The following is a 14963-nucleotide window of genomic DNA, read 5'->3' as shown; positions in this document are numbered from 1 at the left end:
TCCTATTTGTTTACTTTTGGCGACTGGTATTGTTCGTCGCTGACCTTTTCCAGCCAGTCCACGGGCTTGCCATCGAGCGCCTCCTGAATGGCGATGTGCGTCATCGCTGTGGTTGCCGTAGCACCGTGCCAATGCTTTTCACCAGGTGAGAACCAGATCGTGTCCCCCATCCGAATTTGCTCGATCGCGCCGCCCCAGCGCTGTGCGAGACCGCAGCCCGCCGTCACAATCAAGGTCTGTCCCAACGGGTGGGTATGCCATGCTGTCCTAGCACCAGGCTCGAACGTGACACTGGCACCAAGTGTGCGTGCTGGATCGTGTGCTTCGAACAGGGGGTCAATGCGGACAGTGCCGGTAAAATACTCAGCCGATCCTTTGGTGGAAGGCTGTGAGCCACTTATTTTGATGTCCATTTCCTTAATTCCTTCACTTGATGGCATTTAGGTGGCTGTCCCAATCGTAGAGGTTGAGCATTTAGCGCCTGCTCTATCGGTAGGGATGGATTTTTTAAAAAGCAAGGTTAGCCTTGATGCCTTTTGCTTGTCAGTAGCCGAATCTCTTGCCCAATCAAAACTGAGTTTTTTCTTGAATAAAAATCCAGAATGTTTACAAGAAGCCGAAATCATTTTTCATTGCTTTAGCTTCATTGTAAGAATCCTCAAGGGCAAGCAATAGGACGATCGTCTAAGATTGTTGTACAATCCTGCAAACTTAGAAATGAACGCTGCCAATATCGATTTAATGAACGACCCACAGGCAAAGCGCGAGGCAGACAGAGCGCAAGCCAACAGAGACGAACTAAAAGAGCATATTGCACAGGCGATTTGTCATGATGGGACGATTGAGCCTCTGAAAGGATTGCACTTCAACCGCTCCTCCTCGCCTTCGGAATGTGTTCATAGTGTCTCTATCCCTGCTTTTTGTGCGATCGCTCAGGGCAGCAAAGAAGTTCTTCTGGGCAGCGATCGCTATCAGTATGACCCGATGAATTATCTGCTTGCTACGGTCGAACTGCCGATTATCAGCCAAATTCTGGAAGCGTCCAAGGAGCAACCTTACCTTAGCCTTCGTCTGGATCTCGACCCCACCCTCGTTGGCTCAGTGATGGTTGAGGCAGGGAATCCCTCATTGAGCCGTACTGATGTGAAAGCGATTGACGTAAGTCCGTTGGATGCAAATCTGTTGGACGCTGTGGTGCGACTCGTCAGGCTTCTAGATTCCCCTGCTGAAGCTCATGTTCTCCTACCACTGATTAAGCGGGAAATCATTTACCGACTCCTGATGGGAGAGCAAGGTAATCGGCTCCGCCATATTGCAGTTTTCGGTGGCTACACCCACCACATCGCCAGAGCCGTCGAGCGACTTCGTAAAGACTTTAACCAGCCGATCAAGATTGAAAGTATCGCACGAGAACTTGGAATGAGTGTATCTGGCTTTCACCATCACTTCAAGTCCGTCACTGCAATGAGTCCCTTGCAGTTTCAGAAGCAACTGCGGCTCCAAGAGGCTCGCCGTGTGATGCTGGGGGAAAACCTTGATGCTACCAGTGCTGCCTATCGAGTGGGGTATGACGATGCCTCGCATTTTAACCGGGAGTACAAGCGGCTTTTTGGTGCGCCACCGATGCGCGATGTGGAGCGGCTGCGAGAAGCTGCTAGGGAGACTGCTAGTTCAATCTGATCTCCTGTTCTGGTCGCGGCATCTTGGTAAGACTGCCTGTACTCTAGAATTGCCTGCTAATAAGCTGTTACGCAAATAAGATTGCACATCAACTGGTGAGGTTGTCCTTTGTCATTAGTCATTTGTCCTTGGTAAACACAAATGACTAATGACGGTCTACACGGAAAATATTGCAATATGTAGGCGCGTTAGCTTATTCTGACCACAAAATTGCTGAATTCTGTCAAAAGTCGGCAATCTCAGCCTTTCAATTACTTGGAATATAGGTATTTACTAGGGACGCAGATGTACGCCCCTATTGGAGTATTTGTATTAATTGCTTCATAAATATTCCTATAAGTATGGAACAATATCATACTTCTCTATTTACGTCTTATATCTAAAGATAGAAGATTAAGGTTAAAATTTGGGAAACCTAAGAGGGGTTCACTCCCAAGAGATTTCCTGCCTACTTATCGCAGAAAGCAACTGAGGTCAGATGAAGCAACCTTTAAATCAAGTCAAAGAGTGGGAACAACGTCGTGATGAAGCAAACCGCTACTACCAGCGCGGTAAATTTCAAGAATCTCTCGATCTTGCAACCAAAAATTTACACTTGGCTAGAGCAATTCGAGATCGAGCCAGAGAAGGCCATACATTAAACGATCTCGGTTTAGCTCACCTCAGTTGCTGGCAACCTCAAAAAGCATTAGAGCGCTTTAATCAGGCGCTTTCGGTTGCTATTGAAATTGGCAACCCGCCAGCAGAAGCAACTGCACTTAGCAATCTGGGTTCTACCTACAGCCGTCTTGGACGCTTTTCGCAAGCTTTAGAATATTTTGACAAAGCACTGCCAATCTTTAGGCGATCGCAAGATACTCAAAGTGAAGTTTCTACTCTTAATGATGTAGCGCTAATTTATACCCGCTTAGGAGAACCGAAACGGGCACTGTTGCTACAACACCAAATTTTGAGGATGCGGCGATTGTTAGGTGACTTTTCTGGTGAGGCAACAACGCTCAATGGTATTGGGTTTGCTTACAATGTCTTAGGCAAGTTTGAGCAAGCGCTAGAATTTTTTGAAGCAGCACTTCCAATTCAACGAGCCGTCAAGAATGTGGTTGGTGAAGCAACCACTTTGAATAATATCGCTTCAATCTATAGTGATTTAGGAAAACCGAAACAAGCGCTATTACTCTACTATCAAGTGCTTTTGACACGTCGGGCGATCGGCGATCAGGCAGGCGTTGCTACAACCCTTCACAACATTGGTTTTACCTACAGCACCCTGGCACAGCATCGCCAAGCAATGAAGTTCTACAAGCAAGCCATTGTGATTTATCAACAACTGGGCGATAATCTCGGAGAAATTTCAACTTTGCTGAATATGGGAACCCTTTACGCCACAACGAAACGTAAAAAAATGGCGCGATCGTGCTACCAAAACGCTCAAGATTTAGCAGAGCAAATCGAACACCAGCCACTCTTGGAAAAAGTACAGCAGTTTATAGATTCTCTGTAATTTTAGATGCAACAGGCTCAAATTCCCGACTTCTTTAAGAATTCGGGAATTTTTTTGTTCGAATTGAAGCTCAAAAAGTTCGCAACTTGACTACCGCCGACCATATACTAATCAACAGGTTACGATCAATTAAGAAGTAATAATTTTTGATGGCACCGCCAGGAGTCTTTTTATGTTCATTAGTGAATTGTCACCTATAGTCAGAGAATTTATCCAGCATCCAGCCTCATTTGTAGGTGGGTTATTCTCTGGTGTGCTTCGGCTCAATCTAGCAGACGATCCTGTTAAAAGCTGGCTGGATCAACAGAGCCGCTCAAATAGCTATACCAGCAGCACAACAGAAGCACATAATGGCAAAGCAAGTGGGCCTCAACAGATTTCGATTGATTAAATTATTTGATTAATCGCAAATCCGGTTAATTATTATTGGCAATAGGGAATTGGGAACAGGGAATAGTGATAGAAACTTTAGTTATGGGTGAATGGCACTAAGATAAGCGCAAACCCTTGATTTAACTGGCTTTTGAGTGTGGGGAGTGTGGGGAGTGTGGGGAGCAAGACTTTTTCTCTATCCTCCCCATCTTCCCACACCTCCCACACTCCCTCTTCCTCCCACACCTCCCACACCTCCCTCAGACAAAGGTTTCAGGTTTTCTTAGTGCCATTCAGTTATGGGTCAAAATCCCATTTGAAAAAAGATGTTTTTCGAGACGCGCAGCGCTCTTAAATCGGTGTCCTTGTTACAATCCCACGCTTGAAACCCGTGGGTTTCCCAATTCCCAATTCCCCATTCCCAATTCCCAGTAAATATGGAATCCCTAACCTCTCGTATGCAGGGTGTACAGTCGCCGATTATTCCTGTGGTTGGGGAACTGATCAAAAACTCTCCAGGAACAATCTCTCTAGGACAGGGTGTTGTTCATTACAACCCACCACCGGAAGCTATCGAATTTTTACCCAAATTTTTCGCCGATCCCGCTAACAATTTATATAAATCAGTTGAGGGAATTCCCCCATTGCTGACAGCACTTGCTGGAAAATTGCAAGCCTTCAACGGGATTGAAATCAATGAGGAAAACTGCATCGTCGTGACAGCAGGGAGCAATATGGGATTTATGAATGCCATTCTTGCTATTACTAATCCAGGCGATGAAATTATTTTGAATACGCCTTACTATTTCAACCATGAAATGGCGATCGCAATGGCTGGTTGTCGTCCGGTGTTAGTGGCGACAGATGAAAATTACCAACTGCGTCCAAATGCGATCGCTCAAGCAATTACTCCCAAAACACGGGCTATAGTCACAATTTCGCCCAATAATCCCACTGGAGTCGTCTATTCAGAAGCAGCATTGCGCCAAGTAAATCAAATTTGTGATACTAATGGCATTTACCACATCAGCGATGAAGCTTATGAATACTTTACCTATAACGGTGTAAAACACGTTTCTCCTGGTGCATTTGGGAGTCGCAAGTACACTATTTCTCTATTTAGCCTTTCCAAAGCATACGGTTTTGCTAGTTGGCGCATTGGCTATATGGTGATTCCCAAACACTTATTTGTCGCTATCAAAAAAGTCCAGGATACAATTTTGATTTGTCCGCCAGTCATTTCTCAATATGCAGCTTTAGGGGCATTGCAAGCCAAAGAGGAGTATTTGCAGAGTAATATCGGTGCAATTTCTCAAGTGCGGCAATTAGTACTCGACTCCCTTAACCGCTTACAAGGTTTATGTAGCATCACACCTGCTAATGGTGCTTTCTATTTTTTCCTCAAAGTTAATACTCAAATGGATGCTTTTGAGTTAGTTAAAAGACTAATCCAAGAACATAAAGTAGCAGTCATTCCAGGTACAACTTTTGGTATGGATGACGGATGTTACCTGCGTGTTGCTTACGGTGCGCTGCAAAAAGAGACAGCAAAAGAAGGTATAGAAAGATTAGTCCAAGGTTTAGAAACTATAGTTAGAAATTAAAAGTCATTCATTCTGCCTCCTGCCTCCCCTACAATCCTAAATATAAAATTGAACAGATGCCGATTATTAATAAGCTAATTGAAATTGAAACTGAGCCAAAAATTAATATTTATAATATCACACCACAAATTCAAGAGTTTCTGGGTTCAACATCAATTAAAAATGGACAAGTTTTAGTATTTTCTCGACATACAACAACAGCTTTAGCTATCAACGAGAATGAAGTCAGACTGTTAGAAGATATAAAAGCATTCTTACAAAAATTAGCACCAGAGTCGGACAGTTATTTGCATAATGACTTGCATTTAAGAGATGTGCCAGAAGATGAGCCGATTAATGCTCACTCTCACTTAATGGCAATGATGCTGACCACTAGTGAGATAATTCCCATTGTGGATGGGAAATTAGCTTTGGGAACCTGGCAATCTGTGTTGTTTTTTGAGTTGGATGGGCCGCGCAAAAGAACGGTATTTGTCCAAATTTCTGGCGAATAATGCAACTTCACATCTACAATCCTCTCAGAATTAACCCAAATCTGAGAGAATTACGAACACGACTAACAAGTGCATCAGTTGAATTTACTTACAGCAATTAAAAATCTGAAAGAATGTTTCTAAGCATAACCTTCCTTTCCACAAACCAGAACTTTCGTTGTGTCAAAGGCAGAGGCAAGTAGTGATGAAAAATAACGATAACTTTGTATTACGTAATACTTGGTACTATGCTCTGCCTAGTAATCAGATCAAGCCAGGTATGATGATCAGCCGCATTTTCTTGGGTGAACCTGTGCTGTTAGTCCGAGACCAGAATGGTAAAGTCTCGGCTATGAGAGATATTTGTCCTCATCGTGCCGTGCCTTTGAGTTGTGGTAGATTCGATGGGCAGGAAGTGGAATGCTGCTATCACGGTTGGCGCTTTAACTCAGGTGGACGCTGTACTGCAATTCCATCTCTTGTTGAAGAGCAGCAGATGGATTTAAGCCGCTATGATGTACAGTCCTACGAAGTTCGGGAAGCCCAAGGGAATATTTGGATATATATGGCTGATCCCGATAAATCTCAGCCTGCTGCTTCTGAGATGGAGATTCCGGTGATTCCAGGTTTTGAGGAGCAATCGCCCCAATTTATAGAGGTGATGAAATTCCCCTGTTTTGTGGATCATGCAGTAATAGGTCTAATGGATCCTGCTCATTCACCTTATGTTCATCGTGCTTGGTGGTGGCGAAGTGGGCAACTGCATGAGGAAGTCAAGCAATTCGATGCTTCGCCCTACGGCTTTACTATGCGACGACACCGATTGCCTGCAAATGGAGGTCGATTATACTTGCTGATTGGTGGTGGTGTGCCGGAAACGGAGATTTCTTTTCGTTTACCTAGCGTCAGAATAGAAGAAACCACAATTGGTAAGCATAGAGTTGTTAATTTAACGGCAGTTACACCTATTTCAGACACAGAAACTGAGGTAACTTTTGTTCTTTACTCGACACTTCCCTGGGTGGGATTTTTCAAGCCACTGCTGCATATATTGGCACAAACCTTCCTGGGTCAAGATCGAACAGTTGTGGAAAAGCAACAGATTGGCCTTAAATATAATCCTGTTCTGCGACTGATTAAGGATTCAGATATGCAGGCGCAGTGGTATTACCAGTTAAAGCGGGAGTATGCTCGGTCTGTCGCTGAAGGACGAGAATTTGTGAACCCTGTTAAGGATCAAGTCCTTCGCTGGCGTGCGTGAACTACCCCAAACTAAATTCTGCAAGTTCTGGGCACTTTAGCAGATGATGATACCCTGACAATTTTGAATTAATTTCTAGTACAAGCTCCCACTGATTCTAAAAATCAGTGGTGGTTTCAAGCCTCCACTGAATTGTCTTTAATTTTTAATCTTTAATTTTTAATTCCCCAAAGGGGCTGACTTGGGCAAGCAAATAGTAAAACAAGTTCTACCTGGCTGTGATTTAAATGAGAGCGTACCGTGATGACGATTTTCTACAATCCGGCGAACGGTTTCCAAACCAAGTCCTGAACCACGCCCTACTGATTTGGTGGTGAAGAAAGGTTCAAAAATGCGGGTTGTAATTTCAGGTGGAATTCCACTACCAGAATCGATAATGTCAATATGGGCAAAGCGATCGCAATGGTATGTTGTAATTTCCAGCAGTCCCTTACCATCCATTGCATCAATAGCGTTATCAATCAAGTTCGTCCACACCTGATTTAGTTCACTCCCATAAGCAAGAATTTTAGGAAGATGTTGATCGTAATTGCGTTGCACTTCGATGCCGGATTTGAGTTTATGAACAAACAATCGCAATGTATCTTCTAAACCTTGATGCACATTCACTTCTTGCTGAACGCCTTGATCGAGGTAAGAATATGACTTCATCGCTTGCACAAGTTCAGAAATCCTCTCGGCTCCTCGTAAACCATGTTTAATCATTGACATGACTTCAAATGAAAGCGATAGCCAGTGCAATCCCATTTCTCGCAATTCAGTCTCGTCGTTGCGCCAACGTTCCATCATCTTATCTAGGGTTTCGACCTCAACACCACCTTCTGCTAAAGGTTCGGCTAATTTCCATGCCTGCTTCACACCATAATCTTCTAACCATTCCAGCAAGACATTTTCGCGATCGCTTAGTGTTACCGGATCTAGACGATTATTTAAAATCGCATCATAGCCCTGATCCCGGATTTTCAACCAGTCTTGAGTATGGGCTTCTTCAACATTGCGTTGCCCATAAACTAAGTTCATTCGTTGTAACTCTAGGATAGCGGCAGGCATTTCCCCTAAAGTTCGAACCAAGGCTGAGGCTGGGTTGTTGAGTTCATGAGCTAGACCGGCGGAAAGTGTCCCTAAAGCGGCCATCTTTTCCCGTCCCCGAATGAAAGACTCTAATCCCCGCATCCGACGTTCCATAATGCGGAAAACCATCCGTTCAAAATTACGACATTCATGCAGCAGTTTACGGAAATCTTCTCCTTTTAGTTCATAGAGGTGGCAATTTGTCAATGCCCGCATTGTGACAGGTGCAGGTTCATCTGTAAGTACTGGAATTTCACCAAAAAAAGATGGGGCTTCGTTTTGCCCGATGGGAATTTCAACTCCTTCACTGCGACGAGTGATGTTGATTTTACCTTTGACTAGGATAAATAAGCGACATGAAGGGTCTCCCTCATGGGACAACACTTCTCCAGCAGAAAGTTCAACTGTTTGAGCGCGATCGCAAACCCACTCCAATTGCTCTTGAGAAAGCTGTTGAAACGGGTCTAAGTTGATCAATTCTTCAATACACAACATGAATCAACCTCCTTGAGAGGGCAGGGAGCAGAGGAGAGGGTTTGCAGATTTTACTTAAAATGATAGATAGTAATGCAACTTGCTAAGTACGGTAACTGAGTCTATCCCGCTTCAGCTAAACATTGCTCAGGTAGCGGTGAACGAATTGAATGGCGATCGAGCCTTCACCCACACCGGATGCCACCCGCTTAATTGACCCGGCTCGCACATCTCCGGCTGCGAAGATACCAGGAACGTTGGATTCTAGCAAGAAAGGTGAGCGTTCCAAAGGCCAATCTGGAGGAGATTTGCCATTTTGCGTTAAGTCGGGGCCTGTGATGATAAACCCTTGAGTATCGCGTCGAATCACACCATCGAGCCAATCAGTTTTGGGGATAGCACCGATGAAGATAAAAAGCGATCGCGCTGGCATGGTTTCAGTTTGTCCAGTCTTGGTATGGGCAATCACAATTTCTTCCAAATGTTCATCTCCCTTGACTTCCACAACGCTGCAACCTGTACAAACTTGGATATTTGCAGTCGCCGCAATTTGGTCAATCAAGTATTGGGACATACTCAATGAAAGCGACTCGCCGCGCACCAGCATAATTACTTTGCTGGCATATTTAGAAAAGTGCATTGCTGCTTGTCCAGCAGAATTTGCCCCACCGATAAGGTAAACCTCTTCATTGCTACAGGCGATCGCCTCAGTCATGGCAGCACCGTAATAAATTCCGGCTCCTGTCAACTTCTCGGCTCCTGGAACATTTAACCAACGGTAGGAAACGCCGGTTGCAACTAAAAGTGCATGGCAACTAATCTCGCTGCCATCCGCCAATTGCAGAACCCGATAAGGATCTTGCAGCTTAACTCCGGTTACTACTTGAGGAGTGAGAATTTCTACCCCAAATCGCCGCGCCTGAGTGACTCCCCGCCTGGCCAAATCGCTGCCGCTCAAGCCAACAGGAAACCCCAGATAGTTTTCAATGCGCGAACTCGTGCCTGCTTGACCACCCGGAGCTTCACGCTCAATTAACACCGTACTCAATCCTTCAGAAGCGCCATAGACTGCGGCTGCCAGTCCAGCAGGGCCAGCACCAACGATCGCCAAGTCATAAAATGGTCGCTCTGCCTGGGTTTGCAGTCCAATTTTGGCGGCAATCTCTAAATTAGATGGTTGGATTAATCGGGAACCATCGGGAAACAGCACCAAGGGCAATTGCTGTCTACCATCAGCTTCTGCGTATTCTAGTAATTTGGCTGCATCCGGCTCCAGTTCAATATCCAACCACTTGTAGGGAATCTGGTTACGCGCCAGGAAGTCTTTTACCTGATGGGAAAAAGGCGACCAACGATTACCAATGACTCGAATCCCTTCAAAGGGTGGGCGGAATCCCGCTAGCCAGTCATCTAGCAAATCATCCAAAACTGGATATAATCGCTCTTCTGGTGGATTCCAGGGCTTAAGTAAGTAATAATCAAGCCTGGCACTATTAATTGATTTAATCGCAGCATCCGTATCTGCATAGGCCGTCAGCAAAGCCCGTTTCGCATTAGGAAAGATGACTTTTGCCTGTTCAAGGAATTCCACACCTCCCATTTGGGGCATTCTTTGATCCACCAAGAATAAAGCAACTGCTTCATTTCGTAATTTGAGTTGCTGCACCGCATCCAGAGCGGTAATACCAGAATCTGCCCGGACAATGCGGAAGCGATCGCCATACTGATGCCGCAAGTCTCGTGACACCGCTTGCAACACTTCTGGATCGTCATCGACGGTTAAAATTGCAGGTTTCGCCATAACTACTGTTACTTAACAATTACAGTACCTAGCTGTTATTTTCAAAAATTTGTCGTTAAAATCTCTACTGTTTAACCAGTTGCTTTAAACGAAAGTATGCCTCTTCTGGTGTCAGCGCTTCTGATTGACTTTGATTAGGTATATAAAATACCCAAGTATCAGGAAAGTAATGCACCACAAAGCTGGGAATCAGACCCAAACTTACTGCTTGCTTTCCAAGTTTCTCAGTTTGTTCCTCTAAACTCAGTTGGTCGTGAAATGAGTGTTCAGCCATAGTTTTCATCTCCCTGCACTTTATTTGACCCTGGAAGAACGTTCAATACCCAGATTACACAATCACTTTTAAGTAATTTACTATGTTTCAGACTGAGCTTGAAAATATTTAGGTCTACTACCACAATATTTTCAAATCTAGTTTTGTAAAGAATCATAAAGCTATTTTGGTCATTTAGGGTAATGCGCGGTTTAACAGCCCATACAGCATGGGGAATATTACTGGTCTAATGAACCGCGTACTTTTGCAAAGAAGCAAGCTACACGCAGCGCCTCACAGAGAAGGAAGAAGGAAAGAAGAGAAATAGAAGAATTTATCTACTCATCAAAATTAATGACATGAACCACTATTGTTCTGTCTCATTAATTCTGAAGGGTTATAAAAGTTCGTAGTAAGGACTTTAGTCCTTGATTTGAGCGATAAATCGCTCACTACAAACCTAGCAAAATTAATGCGATAGACCACTATACAGTTTTATGGTTTTGGCACTAACTGATAAGTAAGTTGGCAGAATAAACTAAAACTATGTAAAGAAAAATGAGCTAGGCTAAAACCCTTATCACTATTGCCTTATCTCAACAACAATTATTTACACCCATTTACTTATATTTGGATGTTTTACACATCCTTTAATTTATTAGTGAAGTAAAATCCCAACCCAGCAGTGTAGCAATCTGAGCAGGTAGGTTAACTGGATCAAAAGGTTTGAGGATTACACCTGCAACTTGATACTGTCGCAGAATTTGAGAATTTAGCCATCGTACTTTAGCACTAAGCAGGACTACAGGAATAGCTTGAGTTTCTGGATTATTTCTGATTTTATTTATAAGTTCAAAACTCGCAGGGTCATGGATTGAGATATCTAATACAATTGCATCGGGAGTATCGCGTACTGCACTCTGTAATCCTTCTAATGGAGAATCTGCTGTCACCACATTCCAACCTGCTAAATCTTGGAGGCAAAATTTTACTATCTCACGTACATTCAGTTCATTATCAATGAGCAATATCGTTTTGCTAATTGTATTTACCTCCTTTAGTATATTCATTTCATTTAATTAGACTTCCCTATCATTCAAAATATTTTTATCTGTAACTAAGAAAGATAAATCCAAAACATAAAAAACTAATGAAGATATAGAGTTTGTTACAAAACTTCAAAATTAATTGTCTCAACTGAGAATTTCTATAAGTTCTTTGTAAATAGAGTTGGGTTTAAAGGGCTTGGTAATAATCCCGGCAATTCCCATCTGAGGGAAACGGGTGCGATCGCAAGAGTCAGCCAGACAATGATGGCGAATGTAACATTTTTGAAATAATTCGAGTGTAAAGAAGAGTATCAATGAAACAAAAATTGCAGCTAAGGGTCAGAGATGAATTGCTGAGTTCTCTGTCCGAAACGCAGTTTCCAAGCTGGATTTGTCTCTTTTTCCTGCACCCTCGCAGACATTAGTGCAATTACCTTAACCTCTCATTAATGCGAAAGGTATCAATGATTTTTCATAAAAATGTTTCTCACTGCATTGTACAAACAGATATACAAAGACTGAACCTCTCAGTTTTGAGACATAACTTTACTCAATTGAACAAATTTAGGAGACTGGATTAATGTTAGATGCCTTTACCAAGGTTGTTTCCCAGGCAGATACTCGTGGTCAGTTAGTAAGTAACGAGCAAATTGATGCTTTGTTAGCTTTGGTTAAAGAAGGTGCGAAGCGCACCGATGTTGTGAATCGGATTACAAGTAACTCTTCAGCGATCGTCACCAATGCAGCTCGTGCATTGTTTGCAGAGCAGCCCCAGTTGATTGCTCCTGGTGGAAATGCTTACACCAACCGTCGGGTTTCTGCCTGTATGCGCGATATGGACATCATTTTGCGCTATGTCACCTATGCGATGTTCCTGGGAGATTCCAGCGTTCTGGACGATCGCTGTTTGAATGGTCTGCGTGAAACTTATTTGGCTTTGGGTGTTCCTGGGCCTTCCACCGGAGTCAGCATCATCAAGATGAAAGAAGCTGCCATTGCGATCGCCAATGATCGTAACAATATCCAACCAGGTGACTGTAGCTCTTTGATGGCTGAATTATCCAGCTACTTTGATCGGGCGGCAGCAGCAGTAAGCTAACAGTCTGTAGGCTCACCCGCATTTTTTCAGACAAAATTCTCAAGTGCTTGTCACCTTTTCAAGGAGACGTTCCAGCTAAAGCTCTTTGGTGCTAAAGCTTTGTCGAGTTAAAACTTTTTGAAACATTAGGAAAATATCATTTAAATGAAAACACAATTGACTGAAGCGGTTGGATCTGCTGATTCTCAAGGTCGTTACTTAGGCAATGTCGAACTTCAAGTTGCATTTGGTCGCCTGCGCTTGGCTACCGCAGACCTGGAAGCAGCAAAGCAGCTGGGTTTGAAAGCTCAACAGTTGGCTGAAGGTGCTGCGAATGCAGTCTACCAAAAGTTCCCCTATACCACCACCATGCAAGGCAACAACTATGCCTCTGATGCTCGCGGCAAAGCCAAGTGCTTACGTGACATCGGTTATTATGTGCGGATAATTCAATACTGCCTGATTGCAGGCGGTACGGGCCCTGCTGATGATTATATGTTGGCAGGTCTGGCTGAAATGCACAGCAGCTTTGAATTAGTTCCCAGCTGGTATGTTGAAGCGCTCAAGTATATCAAGGCTAATCATGGTTTAACAGGCGATCCTGGACTTGAGATCAACTCCTACATTGACTACATCATCAACGCACTCTAGTAGTCTGTCAAGTTAAATTTGTTTGGTTATCGGCAGAGGGGCAGAGGAAAAAAGACTTGGTATTTGCCTCTCCTCAGCTCCTCTGCTTCCCTGCTCAAGAGCCTTCCTCCACCTGGCAATTTTGGGTTGGTAAATTACTAAACACAGTATCTCGTCAATATGTTAGATGCGTTTGCCTGGCGTTACTCTCTTTTTTCGTTGAGTAGCAGCAAGGTTTTCAAAGATAGCCTTAATCATTGCTGGCGTAAATTCTTTGGAAGATAAACCGTAGCGACCACCAATAATTTTAGGCAAAGGTGCAGAGGAGCGCAGAGGTAAGGGAGAATCTAACTCTAATTTTACCTCTGATCCTCTGCTTTTCTGCTCCCCGACTCCCCATGAATCATGAATAGCAGCGACTACATCTAAATACAATGGTTCACCAGATGCGCCTGGTTCTTTGATGCAATCTAAAACGGCAATGCTACGGGTAGTTTCTGGCAAAGCAGCGACAAAACATTTGGCATCATAAGGGCGATATAGTTTAACTTTCAAAACGCCCACTTTCTGATCAAGGGTGTTAAGGTAATTTACTATTTCATGTACAGCTTCGCAACCGGAACCCATCAGCACAATAACTCGTTCGGCTTCTGGGTCGCCGTGGTATTCAAATAGTTGGTACTGTCGCCCAGTCATCGCAGCAAATTCATCCATGACTTTCTGGATAATGTCTGGACAAGCTAAATAGTAAGGATTGACAGTTTTCTTGGCTTGGAAGTAAACATCAGGGTTTTGTGTTCTACCGCGCAAAACAGTTTTATTGGAGGTGAGGGTGCGTGACCGATGGGCGAATACTAATTCATTGGGAGTGAATTCTCGCAAGTCATCATCTGTTAAAGTCTCTACTTGGTTAATTTCATTAGAGGTACGAAAGCCATCAAAAAAATGCAGAAAAGGTATTCGTGATTCTAAAGTTGCCCGTGTTGCGATTAAAGCAAAGTCTTGTGCTTCTTGCACTGATGCGGCACACAACATGGCAAAACCTGTATCACGTGCTGCCATCACATCGCTGTGGTCGCCAAAAATAGAGAGAGCTTGCGCGGCTAGCGATCGCGCTGCTATATGAAAAACTGTAGGTGTGAATTCTCTGGCAATTTTGTACATATTTGGGAGCATCAACAATAACCCCTGCGATGCTGTAAATGTGGTTGTCAGTAAACCAGTTTGCAAAGCATCATGTACATTACCAGCAACACCTCCTTCACTCTGCATCTGTACCACCGAGGGAACAGTACCCCAAATATTGCGTTTACCTTCATTAGCCCAAGCATTTGCCCACTCAGCCATTGGTGAAGAAGAAGTAATCGAGTAAGCAATGACTTCATTCAGTCGATAGACGACTTGGGCAACAGCCTCATTGCCGTCTATAGTTGCAAAACTTCTGTTGTTCATCCTTCTTACACCTGTGAAATTCTCTAAGCACTAGTCACAATTAAATTGAGACTTTAAAAAAATAGTTGCTAAATCTAAAGATTTGGTGAGGATTCTAGTTTTTTACAAAAAAAATATAATTAGGGAAGACCGCGTTAAATACGGTTTGGTTAACGTTTTAATATTTTGAAGATCCCCCCAACTACCCTTAAAAAGGCTTGCTCTTAACCCTCTTTTATCAACTTAAAAAGGGGGTGGACGCAGGCGGGAGGATCTTAGTATTGA

The 14963-nt window shown here is 43.6% G+C and carries 13 protein-coding genes and 1 pseudogene; 8 read left to right on the top strand and 6 right to left on the bottom strand.

Annotated features, from left to right (window positions below; genetic code table 11):
* Positions 1-2 precede the first annotated feature (2 nt).
* Complete coding sequence (locus V7K69_RS29760) at positions 3-440, bottom strand: (R)-mandelonitrile lyase (protein ID WP_335041251.1); 438 nt, start codon at positions 438-440, stop codon at positions 3-5.
* A gap of 301 nt (positions 441-741) precedes the next feature.
* Here V7K69_RS29760 and V7K69_RS29755 point away from each other — a divergent pair, with 301 nt between their 5' ends.
* The 6 genes from V7K69_RS29755 (at position 742) to V7K69_RS29730 (ending at position 6891) form a co-directional block, all read left to right on the top strand.
* Complete coding sequence (locus tag V7K69_RS29755; RefSeq protein ID WP_442936207.1) at positions 742-1680, top strand: AraC family transcriptional regulator; 939 nt, start codon at positions 742-744, stop codon at positions 1678-1680.
* Positions 1681-2158: 478 nt separating this feature from the next.
* Complete coding sequence (locus V7K69_RS29750) at positions 2159-3181, top strand: tetratricopeptide repeat protein (protein WP_335041247.1); 1023 nt, start codon at positions 2159-2161, stop codon at positions 3179-3181.
* A 172-nt stretch (positions 3182-3353) separates the two neighbouring features.
* Entirely contained in the window at positions 3354-3572 is a 219-nt protein-coding gene (locus tag V7K69_RS29745) for a hypothetical protein (protein ID WP_335041245.1), read from the top strand.
* Positions 3573-3990: 418 nt separating this feature from the next.
* Positions 3991-5157: a pyridoxal phosphate-dependent aminotransferase gene (locus V7K69_RS29740; RefSeq protein ID WP_335041243.1), complete on the top strand. Its 1167-nt coding sequence runs from the start codon at positions 3991-3993 to the stop codon at positions 5155-5157.
* Between the two features lie 56 nt (positions 5158-5213).
* A complete protein-coding gene (locus V7K69_RS29735; protein ID WP_335041241.1) occupies positions 5214-5651 on the top strand; it encodes a secondary thiamine-phosphate synthase enzyme YjbQ in 438 nt (145 codons plus the stop codon).
* A gap of 184 nt (positions 5652-5835) precedes the next feature.
* Entirely contained in the window at positions 5836-6891 is a 1056-nt protein-coding gene (locus V7K69_RS29730) for an aromatic ring-hydroxylating dioxygenase subunit alpha (protein WP_335041239.1), read from the top strand.
* A gap of 159 nt (positions 6892-7050) precedes the next feature.
* Here the strand turns inward: V7K69_RS29730 and V7K69_RS29725 are convergent, their stop codons facing one another.
* From V7K69_RS29725 to V7K69_RS29710, 4 genes are all read right to left on the bottom strand, one after another.
* On the bottom strand, positions 7051-8457 hold the full coding sequence (locus V7K69_RS29725) for an ATP-binding protein (protein WP_335041237.1): 1407 nt from the start codon (positions 8455-8457) through the stop codon (positions 7051-7053).
* Between the two features lie 115 nt (positions 8458-8572).
* Entirely contained in the window at positions 8573-10237 is a 1665-nt protein-coding gene (locus V7K69_RS29720) for an FAD-dependent oxidoreductase (protein WP_335041235.1), read from the bottom strand.
* A gap of 64 nt (positions 10238-10301) precedes the next feature.
* Positions 10302-10511 (bottom strand): hypothetical protein, encoded by a 210-nt coding sequence (locus V7K69_RS29715; RefSeq protein ID WP_335041233.1) that lies wholly within the window; start codon positions 10509-10511, stop codon positions 10302-10304.
* Between the two features lie 629 nt (positions 10512-11140).
* Positions 11141-11560 carry a response regulator gene (locus V7K69_RS29710; protein WP_335041230.1) on the bottom strand — a complete coding sequence of 140 codons (420 nt, stop codon included), beginning with the start codon at positions 11558-11560 and terminating at the stop codon, positions 11141-11143.
* A 559-nt stretch (positions 11561-12119) separates the two neighbouring features.
* Here V7K69_RS29710 and V7K69_RS29705 point away from each other — a divergent pair.
* Both V7K69_RS29705 and V7K69_RS29700 read left to right on the top strand, forming a co-directional pair.
* Positions 12120-12638 (top strand): phycocyanin subunit beta, encoded by a 519-nt coding sequence (locus V7K69_RS29705; RefSeq protein WP_335041228.1) that lies wholly within the window; start codon positions 12120-12122, stop codon positions 12636-12638.
* A gap of 144 nt (positions 12639-12782) precedes the next feature.
* Entirely contained in the window at positions 12783-13268 is a 486-nt protein-coding gene (locus tag V7K69_RS29700; RefSeq protein WP_335041226.1) for a phycocyanin subunit alpha, read from the top strand.
* 174 nt (positions 13269-13442) lie between these two features.
* Here the strand turns inward: V7K69_RS29700 and V7K69_RS29695 are convergent.
* Positions 13443-14699, bottom strand: a pseudogene (locus tag V7K69_RS29695) (pyruvate:ferredoxin (flavodoxin) oxidoreductase); the annotation flags it as partial.
* Positions 14700-14963: the final 264 nt, after the last annotated feature.

The organism is Nostoc sp. (assembly GCF_036917775.1).
Classification (GTDB): Bacteria; Cyanobacteriota; Cyanobacteriia; order Cyanobacteriales; family Nostocaceae; genus Nostoc.
This window is presented reverse-complemented; position numbering and strand designations above follow the sequence as displayed.

Coding starts and splice junctions, on each gene's coding strand:
- V7K69_RS29730 (WP_335041239.1), top strand. CDS start 5,836: ATGAAAAATAACGATAACTTTGTATTACGTAATACTTGGTACTATGCT.
- V7K69_RS29755 (WP_442936207.1), top strand. CDS start 742: ATGAACGACCCACAGGCAAAGCGCGAGGCAGACAGAGCGCAAGCCAAC.
- V7K69_RS29715 (WP_335041233.1), bottom strand. CDS start 10,511: ATGGCTGAACACTCATTTCACGACCAACTGAGTTTAGAGGAACAAACT.
- V7K69_RS29745 (WP_335041245.1), top strand. CDS start 3,354: ATGTTCATTAGTGAATTGTCACCTATAGTCAGAGAATTTATCCAGCAT.
- V7K69_RS29705 (WP_335041228.1), top strand. CDS start 12,120: ATGTTAGATGCCTTTACCAAGGTTGTTTCCCAGGCAGATACTCGTGGT.
- V7K69_RS29710 (WP_335041230.1), bottom strand. CDS start 11,560: ATGAATATACTAAAGGAGGTAAATACAATTAGCAAAACGATATTGCTC.
- V7K69_RS29720 (WP_335041235.1), bottom strand. CDS start 10,237: ATGGCGAAACCTGCAATTTTAACCGTCGATGACGATCCAGAAGTGTTG.
- V7K69_RS29750 (WP_335041247.1), top strand. CDS start 2,159: ATGAAGCAACCTTTAAATCAAGTCAAAGAGTGGGAACAACGTCGTGAT.
- V7K69_RS29725 (WP_335041237.1), bottom strand. CDS start 8,457: ATGTTGTGTATTGAAGAATTGATCAACTTAGACCCGTTTCAACAGCTT.
- V7K69_RS29700 (WP_335041226.1), top strand. CDS start 12,783: ATGAAAACACAATTGACTGAAGCGGTTGGATCTGCTGATTCTCAAGGT.
- V7K69_RS29740 (WP_335041243.1), top strand. CDS start 3,991: ATGGAATCCCTAACCTCTCGTATGCAGGGTGTACAGTCGCCGATTATT.
- V7K69_RS29735 (WP_335041241.1), top strand. CDS start 5,214: ATGCCGATTATTAATAAGCTAATTGAAATTGAAACTGAGCCAAAAATT.
- V7K69_RS29760 (WP_335041251.1), bottom strand. CDS start 440: ATGCCATCAAGTGAAGGAATTAAGGAAATGGACATCAAAATAAGTGGC.